The organism is Kitasatospora sp. NPDC059462 (genome assembly GCF_042749955.1).
Taxonomy (GTDB): domain Bacteria; phylum Actinomycetota; class Actinomycetes; order Streptomycetales; family Streptomycetaceae; genus Kitasatospora.
Map to the genome: position 1 here is coordinate 1 of NZ_JBHYUU010000217.1, position 11,906 is coordinate 11,906.

Consider the following 11,906-nt stretch of genomic DNA (forward strand, 5'->3'; position numbering starts at 1 on the left):
GGGTCGTCCACACCGGACTCATCGGATCCGCCGGACCCGTCGGACCCGTCGGACTCATCGGGGCCCAGGCGGCGGGCCCGGCCGGGCTCGACGGTGGTCGCGTCGCCCCCGCCGCCACCCCCGCCGTCCCCTTCGCGCCGGCCCGGGGCCCGGGGGTCGTCGGTCTTCTCGTCGTCCGGGTCGTGGTGCAGCGGTACTCCGCCCGCGCCGCCCTGCGGGATCTCCTCCACCGTCGTCTCCTCGCCTCGTAGCGGATTCCTCCGGTCGCTTCGCGGATGCCCGGGCCGTCCCGGGTCAATCGGCCTTCCGGCAGCCGCGCAACAGGCCGAAGGACGCCCCCAGGAGCGCGGCCCAGCCGCCGACCGAGGCCCAGAACACTCCCGGGGCGCAGCCGCGCAGCCCGGCCGCCAGCAGGCCCAGAGCGAGCAGCCCGAGGGCCAGCACGCTCCGGGGGCGGGCGCCGCAGAGCGTCTCCCAGGCCCGGCCGCGCAGCCGCAGTCCGACGCCGCGCAGCACCGGGCGGGGGCGGTACCGGGGCCCGCCGCCCGTCCGGACCGCGATCACGCCCGCCCCGGCGCTGCCGAACTCCGCCGCCCGTTCCCGACCGTCCACCGTGTCCGCCTCCTCGCGGTCGCCCTGCGTGCCGGCGCTCGGTTTCCCCGGTTCGCCGGGCGCTAACGTGCGGATCCGGCGGGTCCGGCGGCCCGTGGGCGCACGCGGAGGTGTCCCCGCGCGCAGCGGGGGCAGACGCGCGGGCGTGAATCCGGTCGAACGCGTCCTTCGCGCGCTGGACGGCCTCCAGCAGCGCCACCGTCCGCCCGCCGTCGTCTTCGGGGTCGTCAAGAAGTACGGGGACGACCGCGGCGGGCTGCTCTGCGCCCTGCTCACCTACTACGGGTTCGTCGCGCTCGTCCCGCTGCTGCTCCTGCTCAGCACCGTGCTCGGATTCGTGCTGCACGGCCACCCCGGGGCGCAGCGGGCCGTCGTGGACTCGGCGCTCGCCGACTTCCCGATCATCGGCGACCAGCTGCGCCAGAGCACCCACTCGCTCCAGGGCAGCGGTCTGGCGCTGGTCATCGGCGTGCTCGGCCTGCTCTACGGCGCGCTCGGCGTCACCCAGGTGCTCCAGCACGCGATGGCCGAGATCTGGAACGTGCCGGGCGTACGGCGGCCCGGCTACTTCCCCCGGCTGGCGCGCGGACTGCTGCTCTTCGCCGTCCTCGGCACCGGGCTGGTGCTCACCACCGCCGGCGCCGCACTGGTCGGCACCACCCTGGGCGGGCTGCCCGCCCGGATCGGCGCCCTGGTCGTCTCGGCACTGCTGAACACCGTCCTGTGCCTGGCCTGCTTCCGGGTGCTCACCCCGCGCGACGTGCCGACCCGGGCGCTGTGGCCGGGCTGTCTGCTGGCCGGACCGCTGTTCACCGCGCTGCAGGCGTTCGGCTCGCTGCTGGTGGCGCACGAGCTGCGGCACGCCGGGCAGGTGTACGGGTTCTTCGCGACCGTGATCGGACTGCTCTCCTGGCTCTACCTCACCGCCCAGATCACCGTGTACGCGGCGGAGACCGACGTGGTGCTCGCCCGCCGGCTGTGGCCGCGCAGCCTGCTCCAGCCGCCGCTGACGGAGGCCGACGAGCAGGTGCTCGCCTCGGTCGCCCGGCAGGAGGAGCGCCGGCCCGAGCAGCGCGTCGACGTCTCGTTCCACGACCCGGACCCGCCCGGCGACGGCGAGGGCGGTGCCGGCGAGGGCCCCGACCGGCCGAAGGGCGCCGCACAGGACGGCTAGGGGACCGGCCGCCCCGCGTCCGGGCGGTCGCCGGGGGCGTCCGTCACCGAGACCCGCGGCAGCGCGTACGCGTGATGGTCCCGCAGGTAGCCGATGAGGTGCTCGCGCAGCTGGCAGCGGAGTTCGTAGGCGTGGTCCGCGTTCGCCGCAGTGGCCAGGGCCCGCACCACGATGGTGGTGGGCGTGGTGTCGACCACCTGGAGGGCACTGCCCTCGCCGTCCCACAGCGGATTGCCGGCCAGGAAGGCGTCGAACTCCTCGCGCAGCTTGCCGACCGGGGCGTGGTGGTCGAGGTGCAGCAGCGCCGTGCCGGTGATCCGGCTGGAGCGGCGCGACCAGTTCTCGAACGGGCGGCCGACGAAGTACGACATCGGCATCACGATCCGCCGCTGGTCCCAGGTCGCGATCACCACCGCCGTGAGGGTGATCTCCTCCACCGTGCCCCACTCCCCCGCCACCACGACGACGTCCCCGATCCGCGCGAGGTCGCCGAAGGCCATCTGCACGCCGGCGAAGACGTTGGCGAGGGTGCTCTGCGCCGCCACGCCCGCCACCACACCGACCAGACCGGCCGAGGCGAGCAGGCTGGTGCCGACGCCGCGCACCGCCGGGAAGGTCATCAGGACGGCGCCCAGCGTCACCAGCCCGATCACGGCCTGGCAGATCCGGCCGAGCAGGTCGGCCTGGGTGCGGGCGCGGCCGGCCCACGCCGGGTCCCGCCGGTGCACGGCGAGCCGGACCGTGCCGTCCACCAGCAGCGCCACCACCCGGGCGCAGAGCCAGCCGCCGCAGCCGATCGCGGCGATCAGCACCAGGTGCCGCAGGCCGTCACGGGCGGCGGGCGGTGCGTCGATCCACGGCATCGCGCCGAGCACCAGCAGGCAGGCCGTCAGCGCCAGCAGCGGGCGGCGGCACCGGGCCAGCACCCGCGGCACGCCGGTGCCGCGCCCCCCGGCGGTCAGCCGCCGGGCGGCCGCCAGCGCGGCCCGGTCCGCGCCGTACGCCAGGAGCACCGCCGCCAGGCCCGCCAGCGCCAGCCGTATCAGACTCCACCCCATGTCCCCGTTCTCCTCTCCGCGCTCTCCGGCGCTCTTCCGCGGCCCCTCTCGGGCGCGCCGGGGCGCGAGCACCCGGCCCGCGGCCCGTCTTTCCCGGCTCGGCGCGCGCACACCTGCATGGATCGCCCGGTACGGGGCACCCGACCACCGGTCCTACGACGGAAGGGAGAAGGACACATGAACGAGGGCGTCAACCTCTGGCAGTTCCGCGACACGGCCGGCCACACCGCCGGCACCGATCTGATCGGGTTCCACGTGGAGGCCGTCGACGGCTCCGTGGGCAAGGTGGACAAGCTCTCCGAGGAGGTGGGGTCGCAGTACCTCGTCGTCGACACCGGCCCGTGGATCTTCGGGCGGCTGGTGCTGCTCCCGGCCGGAACGGTCATCCGCATCGAGATCGGCGAGCAGAAGGTCTACGTCGACCGGACCAGGGACGACATCAAGAGCAGCCCCACCATGGGCGCGGGCGAGGACGACCTGGGCCCCGACTTCCGCGACCGCTACGCGCTCCACTACGCGCCCTTCTACGGCGGCCGCCTGATGTGACGCCGGCTCGGCCGCCGCGGCTCCCGGCCCCGCACCCTCGCCGCTCGCCCCGGTCCGGTGACCGGCCGTCGGAACCGTTCCGCCCGGCCGCCCGGACCGGCATCCTTGGAGCATGCGGGGAACCCACCGGTGACACGGATCATGGACAGCGACCTCATCCAGGCGGCGCTGTACGGCGGCCTCACCCTGGTGCTCGACGTGTGGCTGCTGGCCCGCGCCGGGTACGACGGGCGCGTCGTGGCGGCGCTCGCCGCGCTGGTCACGGTCGGGGCGCTGGCCGGCCTCGGTCTCGGCCGTGCGAGCGCGCGCCGCGGTGCGCGGACCCGCCGCCCCGGGCCGCCCGCGCCCGGCGGCGGGGTCCGCGCGTTACGCAGCGCGCTGACGGGAAGCCTCTACATCCACCTCGCGCTGCCGGTGGCCGTGCTGGTCGACATCGCCCTGCACCGGGATCACCTGATCGGCTACCTCGGCGGCACCTTCTGAAGGCCCGTCCGGCCGGCGCCGCTCCGGCCGGGCGAGGCCTGCCCGACCGCCTTGTGCAGGGTGCGCAGGGCCACCAGGAGCAGCCCGATGTCGTCCAGCAGGATCGGGTCGGGGAGCAGGTCGACGGGGCTGATCAGGTAGGCGATGGACGCCCAGAACAGGACCTTGGCCGACATCGGGACACCGGTCGACACCAGGAGCCTGCGCACCCGGACCAGCTTCACGACCAGGACCACCGCGACCGCCAGGGACACCGCCGCCAGGCCGGCGAGGACCCACCACAGAACGTCGCCACCGTTCACCGGCGCACCTCCGCTCTCTTCGCACGGTTCTGCCCAGGGTACGGGAGCTCCGCAGCAGCCGGTCCGGGGCGGGTGCCCCGGACCGGCTGCTGCGGGTCCGGCTGCTGCGGGTCCGGCCCGGGTCAGGCGTCGAGGACGCCGCCCGCGCGCCGGACGACCGGCGCCTCGGTGGACCACGGGAAGTTGATCCAGTCGTCGGTCCGCTTCCACACGTACTCGCACTGCACGAGGCTGTGCGACTTCTCGTAGATGACGGCCGAACGCACGTCGGCGACGTGGCCGAGGCAGAAGTCGCGCACCAGCTTCAGGGTCTTTCCCGTGTCGGCGACGTCGTCGGCGATCAGGACCTTCTTGTCGGTGAAATCGATCGCCTCGGGAACGGGCGCCAGCATCACGGGCATGTCGAGGGTCGTGCCCACCCCCGTGTAGAACTCGACATTCACCAGGTGAATGTTCTTGCAGTCCAGCGCGTAGGCCAGACCCCCGGCCACGAACACCCCGCCACGGGCGATGCTCAGGATGAGATCGGGCTCGAACCCGTCATCCGCCACCGCCTGCGCCAGTTCGCGCACCGCCCGACCGAACGTCGGATAATCCAGGACTTCACGTACATCGCTCACCCGCACATTCTCCACGGTCATCGGCCCGTGGACGAACACCGCACCGGACGGCACGGCCCTCCGGCCCGGACCGGCCCCCACGACCACAGGAAATTCTTCGGCCGCGACTACCTGAAATGAGGGTGTCCCACCGTACGGAGACGAAGATTCTTTCGTCCTGCCCCGTCGGACCGCCCCGGCGCGGTCTCCGCCCGGCGGCGTTACCCTCGGCGGTATGGAAGCCTCGGACGCCCGTGCCCCGGAACACCCCGCCGGCTCCGCGGAGCTCCCGGAGCTCGCGGACCTCGCGGACCTCGCGGGACTGGTGGGGATGCTGGAGCGGCGCGGCGTGGTGGTGCTCAGCGGAGCGGGACTGTCCACCGAGTCCGGCATCCCCGACTACCGGGGCGCCACCGGCCTCCGCCGCACCGGAACGCCGATGACCTACCAGGAGTTCACCGGCAGCGAGGCCGCCCGCCGCCGCTACTGGGCGCGCAGCCACACCGGCTGGCCCGCCTTCGCCCGGGCCCGCCCGAACGCCGGGCACCGCGCCGTGGAGCTGCTGCGCCGCTCGGGGCACATCGGGGCGGTCATCACCCAGAACGTCGACGGACTCCACCACGCGGCGGGCACCCACGGGGCGGTGGAGCTGCACGGCGGACTCGACCGGGTCGTCTGCCTCGACTGCCGCCGCATCAGCCCACGGTCCGAACTCGACGGGCGCCTGGAGGAGTTGAACCGGGGATTCCGCAGGCCCGGCGCCGTGCTGCGCCCCGACGGTGACGCCCAGCTGCCGCCCGAGCTGGTGGACGGCTTCCGCGTCGCACCGTGCGCGGACTGCGGCGGGGTGCTCAAGCCCGACGTGGTGTTCTTCGGCGAGAACGTGCCCGCCGCCCGGGTCGAGCACTGCTACGACCTGGTCGACGCCGCCGGCTCCCTGGTGGTCCTCGGTTCCTCGCTCACCGTCCTCTCCGGCCTGCGCTTCGTGCGCCGCGCCGCCCGCGCGCGACTGCCCGTCGTCATCGTCAACCAGGGCCCCACCCGCGGCGACGACCTCGCCGCCCTCCGCCTCGACCTCCCGCTGGGGCCGGCCCTCACCGAGGCCGCCCGGCTGCTCGGCGCCCACTGAGCCGATCGCCCGGCCCGTCCCCCGGGTGACACCGTTCCGTCTCGAAGGTGTGGTTTCCGCTCCCGATCGTTGCCCCACCGCTCCTCCGCTCCCTAGCGTGCGTCGGAGTCCGGACGGGGCGGCGTGCCCCGTCACCGGGCGCGAGCGAGGGAGCAGGACATGCCGGCCGAAGTGAGGAACCAGAAGTTCACCATGCTCTTCGACTGGTTCGACCAGGGCGGCGACGGCATGCTCACGCAGGACGATCTCCGGGCGATGGGCGAGCTCTTCGCCGCGCTGGCCGCGGAGGACGACCAGGAGAACGCCTCGGCGATGCGGGAGGCCTTCGGGGAGTGGTGGCGGGTGCTGCTGGCGCACGGGGACGCCGACGGGGACGGGAGGATCGACCGCGCGGAGTTCCTCGCCGTGATGGAGGCGAACGTCACCGCCCCGGAGCACTTCGAGAAGGCGGTGCTGGCGATCGCGGACGCCCTGATGCGCGCGCTGGACACCAACCGGGACGGCGTGCTGAGCAAGGACGAGTACGTGCGCATGTACAGCGACCTGGGAATCCCGCCCGAGCACTCGGGGGACGCCTTCCGGCGGCTCGACCGGAACGGCGACGGGTCGATCAGTCACGAGGAATTCCGTACGGCCATCACCGAGTTCTACCTGAGCGCCGACGAGAACGCCCCGGGGAACTGGCTGATCGGCCCCATCCGGCCGGAGGCCTGAATCCCGCTCAGGCCGTGAACCAGCGCTCCACGGCCGCCCGCAGACCGGCGAGTTCGGCCGGGCCCGGGCGGGGCGAGCCGCAGGCCCAGGCGACGTAGCCGTCGGGACGGACCAGCAGGCCGGTGAGGCCGGCCGGGCCGCCGCTCGCGAGGACGGCGTCGACGGCGTCCGGGGCCTTCGCCAGTTCCGCCGAAGGCGACCGGTCCTCGGTCAGATCGATCAGCAACGGGCGTGCGGTACGGGCGAGTTCCGCCAGCCTTGAGGTTCCGGCGGAGGTGGTCAGCTCCAGCTCCGGTGCGAAGCGGCCGACCGCGGGGTGGGGATCGGTGAGGCCCATGTCGTAGCGCACGTCCGTGCCCGCGGTGAGGTCGGCGAGGTGCTGGACGACCTCCTTGCGGGTGAGCAGCTCGGTGAAGAGTTCGCGCAGGGCGGTGATGTCGCTGCCCGGCGCGGTGAGCGCGGACTGCGCCTCGGCGTTGAGCACCATCCGGCGGGCGGCCCGACGGCGCTCGGTGTCGTAGCTGTCGAGCAGGCCGGGCGGAGCGGTGTCGCGCAGCGCGGCGGCGAGCTTCCAGCCGAGGTTGGCGGCGTCCTGCAGGCCGAGGTTCAGCCCGGGGCCGCCGCCCGCGGTGTAGACGTGGGCGGCGTCGCCGACCAGGAAGACCCGGCGGTCGCGGAACCGGTCGGCGACCCGGGTGTTGCCGCCGGTCAGCCGTCGCAGCACGTGGGGGCCCGCGCCCTCCGGCGGGCCGAGCGGCAGATCGACGCCGAGGACCCGGCGGACGCTCGCCGCCAGCTCGGCCAGCGTCATCGGCTCGTCCGTCGCGGCCTGGTCCCACTCGGTGGTGCTCACCAGCGGCGGGCCGCCCGGCAGCGGCGCGTAGGAGAAGCCGCCCCGTTCGGTGCGCAGCGGCAGGAAGGGCAGGACCGGTCCGTGCCCGGGGACGGTGAGGGCCCCGCTGACCGGGTCGACCCAGTCGGCCGGGACGGTGGCGTGGGCGGTGCGGTTGGTGCGGCGGTCGTGGCTGACCCCGGGGAAGCCGATGCCGGAGAGCTTGCGGATCACGCTGCGCGCGCCGTCCGCGCCGACCACGTAGCGGGCGCGCAGCCGCCGGTCGCCGTCGGGGCCGGTGACGTCGAGGGTGACCGCCTCCTCGTCCTGGGCGACGGCGGTGACCCGGTGACCGCGCCGCAGGTCGACGCCGAGGCCGCGGGCGCGCTCCTCCAGGACCTCGACGATGCGCTGCTGGGTGGCGGCCAGGCCGAAGACCGGGCTGTCGTCCAGCAGGCCGAGGTCGAGGCCCATGGCGGCGAACATGAAGTAGGCGGAGTTCGGCCGCGGGGGCTCCGGGCTGCCGCCGAACGGTTCGTACAGGCCGCGGTGGTCGGCCAGGCGCACCACCTGGCCGAGCAGGCCGTTGGCCTTGGGTTCGGTGCTGGGCCGCGTGAGCTGCTCCAGCACGATCGGGCGCAGGCCGGCCAGGCTCAGTTCGCAGGCCAGCATCAGCCCGTTCGGGCCGCCTCCCACGATGATCACGTCGGCTGTCACGGTGATGTCTCCTCGGTACGGACGGGAACGGGTGGCACCGCGAGCGGATCGGTCTCCGTCGCCCGCTGCGGAACGGGCAGGCCGGCGGCGATCTGCTCGAAGACCCTGGTCAGGAGCTCGCCCAGCGGCACGGGTTGCGCGGCGCGCAGGCTGTGCTCGACGGCCACCGCGCCGGCGGCCGCGACCACGGCGGCGACCAGCTTCGGATGCACATCGCGCTCGGCGTCGGCGCCGGTGCGCCGCGCCACGGCCTCGGCCAGCTCCTGCTGGACGGCGGCATTGGCTTTGACGATCTCACCGGCCAGCGCGGGCTCGGCCAGCATCAGCCGCACCCCTTCGCGCCAACGGTCGGCCTGCGGACCGGAGTCGACCGGTCCGGAGGCGCCCGGACCGCCGGCGCCCGGCGGCGCGAACCGGCCCAGGACGGCGTGCAGCAGCGCGTCCCACAGCGCCTCGCCGGCCGGGCGGGCGAGCAGGTCCTCCGCGACCCCCCGCATCCGCTCCACGTGGCTGGCGGCGATCGCCTCGGCCTTGCCGGTGAAGTAGTTGCGGAAGGTGCGGACGGAGACGCCGGCCTCGGCCGCGATCTGATCGACCGTCACCGCGTCCCAGCCGTGCAGGACGCAGAGCCTGATCGCCGCCCGACTGAGGGCGACCCGGGTCTCCCGCTTCTTGCGCTCACGGAGTCCCGGCTGCCCGGCGGTGCGGGCCTCGTCTGCAGGTGCCATGCGAGCAGCCTAGGAAAAACTTGCCGTCACGGCAATGTTTCCGTGGCGGCAAAATTTTTCGGATCCCGGCCCGCCCTCGCCCGAGCGGCCCGCCGGGCTCAGCGGGTCGCGCGGCCGGCCGGGAGGACGTTCGCGCACAGGCAGTCCGCCGCCTGCCGGTGGTGCGGCGCGGCATCCCCCCGGGCCCGGCGTGCGCGATCGCATTGCGCGCCCTCGACGACCGCCCGGTGGACGGCGCGGGCCAGCCTGGCACCCCACCGGGAGCGCGGGCCGCCGAAGGGATCGGCCTCCTGGTCGCCGTCGGGCGCGCGAACGGCCACGCAGACCGCGTCGGAGGGGGTGCCGGAACAGTCGTACCCGGCGTCCAGGAGGGCCTGGACCTTGGCCTCGGTCGCGGTCGCGAGCAGGTTGACGAGACCCGCGTCGGTCACCGACGCCGGGACGACGGCGAGGATGTTGATCGTGCCGGGAACGTACCCGGCGGGCGCCGGAACAGCGGGCACGGCGGGTACGGGCAGGGCGTCGGACAGCACGGCGGGCAGCACGGCGGGCGGCGCGGCGGCCCAGGTCGGCACGCCGATGCCGGTCGTCACCACGGCGAGGGCGCCGCCGTCCTCGCCGAAGGTGCAGTCGTCGACCTCGGCGGCGGTCATCAGGCCCACGCCCGGGCCGCGCAGCCCCTCGGCCCGCGCCAGCTCCGCCAGGTGCCGGTCCGGATCCAGCCGGTCGTAGCCGGCCCGGACCTGGGCGTTCACCACCCAGCCGCGCTCGCCGATACCGCCGCCCAGCACCCCGCTGCTGACCATCCGCCACCCCGGGCCGGCCTCCCACACCAGCAGGTGGCGGCAGGAGCCGTCCTCCGTCCTCGCGCCGCGCCGCACGACGGGCAGCCGGCCCTCCGGCGCCGCCCCGGTCACCGGCTCTCGCTCCGGTCGCCCTCGGCGCGCCGCCCGATCAGGGCCTCCAGGCCGTCGAGGATGCGCTCCAGGCCGAAGTCCAGTGCCTGGTCATGGCCGTCCTGCGCGGTCAGGGCCGCCGCGAGGGCGGGGAAGCGGTCGGCGTGCCGGTGCACCAGGGGGCCGAGGAGGGCCAGGAACTCCGCCTCGGGCGGGCTGTCCGGGCGCGCCGCGCGGGACTGCTCGGCGATGCCCCGGACGTGCCCGGCCAGCAGTACGGCGGCGTCCATCCGCTCGGGACCGGTCAGCCGGTGGCCGTCCAGGGCCGCGACCACCCCCTCCAGCCAGCCGAGTTCCCTGGGGCCCATGACGCGCGGTCCGACGGTGGCGTCGAGCAGCCACGGGTGCCGGCTGAAGGAGGACTCCAACTGCTTGGCCCAGGCGATGAGCTGCTCCCGCCAGCCGAGACCGTCCAGCGCCGTGGGCGGCTCGTCGACCGCGGCCTCCACCATCAGCGCGACCAGCTCCGCCTTCCCGGGCACATAGCGGTAGAGCGACATCTTGGTGAAGTCGAGCAGCCCGGCCACCTTCTGCATCGAGACGGCGCCCAGGCCCTCGGCGTCCGCGATCTCGATGCCCGCCGCGGCGATCCGCGCCAGGCTCAACGCGGGCTTCGGCCCCCGGGACGGCCTGGCGGGCGGCCCCCAGAGCAGCCGCACCGCCGCGTTCGCTTCCTCGCCCATTCCCGCTCCGTCCCGTGCCCCCGGCCGCCCCTTGCGGGGCGGGCCAACTGTGTCTACCGTACACAGCAATGAACAGTGTCCATCGGACACAGTTAAGGGCGACCCCGGATGGAGCGGTCCGCATGAGCACGAAGGTCCTGATCTCGGGCGCGAGCATCGCCGGCCCCGCGCTGGCCCACTGGCTGGGCCGGTACGGCTTCGAGACCACCGTCGTCGAACTGGCCCCCGCCCTGCGCGGCGGCGGCCAGCCGGTCGACTTCCGCGGCGCGACCCACCTGACCGTGCTGGAGCGGATGGGCGTGCTCGACGAGCTCCGCGCGCTCGGCACCGGCGGCACCCCGATGACCTTCGTCGACCCGCACGGCCGCCGGCTCCTCCACCTGCCCGCCGACTTCGCCGGCGGGGAGGTGGAGGTCCCGCGCGGGGAGCTCGCCCAGGTGCTCCACCGGCGCAGCCTCCCGCGCACCGAGTACCTCTTCGGCGACTCGGTCACCGCCCTGGAGCAGACCCCCTCCGGCGTCCGGGTGGCCTTCCGGCACGGCGCCCCGCGCGCGTTCGACCTCGTGATCGGCGCCGACGGGCTGCACTCCAACGTCCGCCGGCTCGCCTTCGGCCCGGAGGAGCGCTACGTCCGCCACCTCGGCTACTACGCCGCCACCTGGCAGCTGCCCAACTACCTGGACCTGCCGCCCGGTTCGGTCGGCCTGAACGTCCCCGGCCGGCTCGCCTCGGTCGGCGCCGACCACCGCGACCCGGCCCGGGCCGGGGCCTTCCTCCTCTTCGCCTCGCCCGAACTCCGGTACGACCGCCACGACACGGCGCAGCAGAAGGCCCTGCTCCGGAACGCCTTCACGGGCCTCGGCTGGGAGGTGCCCCGGCTGCTGGAGAGCCTGGAGCAGGCCCCCGAGCTGTACTTCGACTCGATCAGCCGGGCCGACGTCCCGGCCTGGTCCACCGGCCGGATCGCCCTGCTGGGCGACGCCGCCTGCGGGGCCACCATCGGCGGGATGGGCACCGGGACCGCCGTGGTGGCGGCGTACGTCCTGGCCGGCGAGCTGGCCCGGGCCCGCGGCGACCACCGCACCGCCTTCGCCCGCTACGAGCGGATCCTGCGCGGGTACGCCCGGGGCTGCCAGAAGGGCGGCGACCGCACCGGCCCGTTCCTCGCGCCCGGCACCGCGACCGGGCTGCGGGTGCGCAACGGGCTGCTGAACCGCCGCTGGGTGCTGAACAGGATGCTGGAGCTGGGCAAGCGGATCAGCGGCCTCGACCTGCCGGACTACCCGGCCGAGCTGTCCGGCGCCCGGGGGGCCTGATCACCCCCCGCCGCCGCGTTCCGCCGCCCGGCCCGGCGGGGCGCGGGGGCGCGCCCC

Annotated in this window: 14 protein-coding genes and 1 pseudogene; 6 read left to right on the forward strand and 9 right to left on the reverse strand. The window is 74.9% G+C overall.

The genetic code is table 11. From position 1 onward, the window contains the following. Both ACFXAM_RS33740 and ACFXAM_RS33745 read right to left on the reverse strand, forming a co-directional pair. Positions 1 to 230: pseudogene (locus tag ACFXAM_RS33740) on the reverse strand (hypothetical protein); the annotation flags it as partial. Between the two features lie 64 nt (positions 231 to 294). Next, positions 295 to 612, reverse strand: coding sequence for a hypothetical protein (locus ACFXAM_RS33745; RefSeq protein ID WP_380297120.1), 318 nt, complete (start codon positions 610 to 612; stop codon positions 295 to 297). 145 nt (positions 613 to 757) lie between these two features. On the opposite strand from ACFXAM_RS33745, the gene ACFXAM_RS33750 reads away from it, so the two are divergent. Then, entirely contained in the window at positions 758 to 1,786 is a 1,029-nt protein-coding gene (locus ACFXAM_RS33750) for a YihY/virulence factor BrkB family protein (RefSeq protein ID WP_380297122.1), read from the forward strand. Here ACFXAM_RS33750 and ACFXAM_RS33755 read toward each other — a convergent pair. Then, the gene (locus ACFXAM_RS33755) at positions 1,783 to 2,844 is read right to left on the reverse strand and encodes a mechanosensitive ion channel family protein (RefSeq protein WP_380297124.1); all 1,062 of its coding nucleotides are present in this window, start codon (positions 2,842 to 2,844) and stop codon (positions 1,783 to 1,785) included. The genes ACFXAM_RS33750 and ACFXAM_RS33755 overlap by 4 nt on opposite strands. A 177-nt stretch (positions 2,845 to 3,021) precedes the next feature. Between ACFXAM_RS33755 and ACFXAM_RS33760 the strand changes: the two genes are divergently transcribed. Continuing rightward, entirely contained in the window at positions 3,022 to 3,390 is a 369-nt protein-coding gene (locus tag ACFXAM_RS33760; RefSeq protein ID WP_380297126.1) for a PRC-barrel domain-containing protein, read from the forward strand. Positions 3,391 to 3,519: 129 nt separating this feature from the next. Continuing rightward, entirely contained in the window at positions 3,520 to 3,873 is a 354-nt protein-coding gene (locus ACFXAM_RS33765) for a hypothetical protein (protein ID WP_380297127.1), read from the forward strand. Here the strand turns inward: ACFXAM_RS33765 and ACFXAM_RS33770 are convergent. Together ACFXAM_RS33770 and ACFXAM_RS33775 are read right to left on the reverse strand one after the other, a co-directional pair. Beyond that, positions 3,852 to 4,175 carry a DUF1232 domain-containing protein gene (locus ACFXAM_RS33770; RefSeq protein WP_380297129.1) on the reverse strand — a complete coding sequence of 108 codons (324 nt, stop codon included), beginning with the start codon at positions 4,173 to 4,175 and terminating at the stop codon, positions 3,852 to 3,854. The two genes, ACFXAM_RS33765 and ACFXAM_RS33770, sit on opposite strands and share 22 nt — an antisense overlap. Positions 4,176 to 4,297: 122 nt before the next feature. Next, a complete protein-coding gene (locus ACFXAM_RS33775) occupies positions 4,298 to 4,795 on the reverse strand; it encodes a phosphoribosyltransferase (RefSeq protein ID WP_380297132.1) in 498 nt (165 codons plus the stop codon). Between the two features lie 214 nt (positions 4,796 to 5,009). Here ACFXAM_RS33775 and ACFXAM_RS33780 point away from each other — a divergent pair, with 214 nt between their 5' ends. Together ACFXAM_RS33780 and ACFXAM_RS33785 are read left to right on the forward strand one after the other, a co-directional pair. Beyond that, positions 5,010 to 5,903, forward strand: a complete 894-nt coding sequence (locus tag ACFXAM_RS33780) for an NAD-dependent protein deacetylase (RefSeq protein WP_380297133.1) — start codon at positions 5,010 to 5,012, stop codon at positions 5,901 to 5,903. 159 nt (positions 5,904 to 6,062) lie between these two features. Next, positions 6,063 to 6,617, forward strand: coding sequence for an EF-hand domain-containing protein (locus ACFXAM_RS33785; protein WP_380297135.1), 555 nt, complete (start codon positions 6,063 to 6,065; stop codon positions 6,615 to 6,617). A gap of 7 nt (positions 6,618 to 6,624) precedes the next feature. Here the strand turns inward: ACFXAM_RS33785 and ACFXAM_RS33790 are convergent, their stop codons facing one another. The 4 genes from ACFXAM_RS33790 to ACFXAM_RS33805 all read right to left on the reverse strand — a co-directional run bounded on the left by ACFXAM_RS33790 (position 6,625) and on the right by ACFXAM_RS33805 (position 10,533). Next, positions 6,625 to 8,166: an FAD-dependent monooxygenase gene (locus tag ACFXAM_RS33790; RefSeq protein WP_380297137.1), complete on the reverse strand. Its 1,542-nt coding sequence runs from the start codon at positions 8,164 to 8,166 to the stop codon at positions 6,625 to 6,627. Further along, positions 8,163 to 8,894: a TetR family transcriptional regulator gene (locus ACFXAM_RS33795; RefSeq protein ID WP_380297138.1), complete on the reverse strand. Its 732-nt coding sequence runs from the start codon at positions 8,892 to 8,894 to the stop codon at positions 8,163 to 8,165. The genes ACFXAM_RS33790 and ACFXAM_RS33795 overlap by 4 nt, the downstream gene beginning before the upstream one ends. Before the next feature lie 98 nt (positions 8,895 to 8,992). Beyond that, positions 8,993 to 9,811 (reverse strand): adenosylcobinamide amidohydrolase, encoded by an 819-nt coding sequence (locus ACFXAM_RS33800; RefSeq protein ID WP_380297140.1) that lies wholly within the window; start codon positions 9,809 to 9,811, stop codon positions 8,993 to 8,995. Then, positions 9,808 to 10,533 (reverse strand): TetR/AcrR family transcriptional regulator C-terminal domain-containing protein, encoded by a 726-nt coding sequence (locus ACFXAM_RS33805; RefSeq protein ID WP_380297142.1) that lies wholly within the window; start codon positions 10,531 to 10,533, stop codon positions 9,808 to 9,810. Before ACFXAM_RS33805 ends, ACFXAM_RS33800 begins: the two co-directional genes overlap by 4 nt. A gap of 122 nt (positions 10,534 to 10,655) precedes the next feature. Between ACFXAM_RS33805 and ACFXAM_RS33810 the strand changes: the two genes are divergently transcribed. Next, on the forward strand, positions 10,656 to 11,849 hold the full coding sequence (locus ACFXAM_RS33810; RefSeq protein WP_380297143.1) for an FAD-dependent monooxygenase: 1,194 nt from the start codon (positions 10,656 to 10,658) through the stop codon (positions 11,847 to 11,849). Positions 11,850 to 11,906: the final 57 nt, after the last annotated feature.

Coding starts and splice junctions, on each gene's coding strand:
- ACFXAM_RS33755 (WP_380297124.1), bottom strand. CDS start 2,844: ATGGGGTGGAGTCTGATACGGCTGGCGCTGGCGGGCCTGGCGGCGGTG.
- ACFXAM_RS33760 (WP_380297126.1), top strand. CDS start 3,022: ATGAACGAGGGCGTCAACCTCTGGCAGTTCCGCGACACGGCCGGCCAC.
- ACFXAM_RS33780 (WP_380297133.1), top strand. CDS start 5,010: ATGGAAGCCTCGGACGCCCGTGCCCCGGAACACCCCGCCGGCTCCGCG.
- ACFXAM_RS33785 (WP_380297135.1), top strand. CDS start 6,063: ATGCCGGCCGAAGTGAGGAACCAGAAGTTCACCATGCTCTTCGACTGG.
- ACFXAM_RS33795 (WP_380297138.1), bottom strand. CDS start 8,894: ATGGCACCTGCAGACGAGGCCCGCACCGCCGGGCAGCCGGGACTCCGT.
- ACFXAM_RS33805 (WP_380297142.1), bottom strand. CDS start 10,533: ATGGGCGAGGAAGCGAACGCGGCGGTGCGGCTGCTCTGGGGGCCGCCC.
- ACFXAM_RS33810 (WP_380297143.1), top strand. CDS start 10,656: ATGAGCACGAAGGTCCTGATCTCGGGCGCGAGCATCGCCGGCCCCGCG.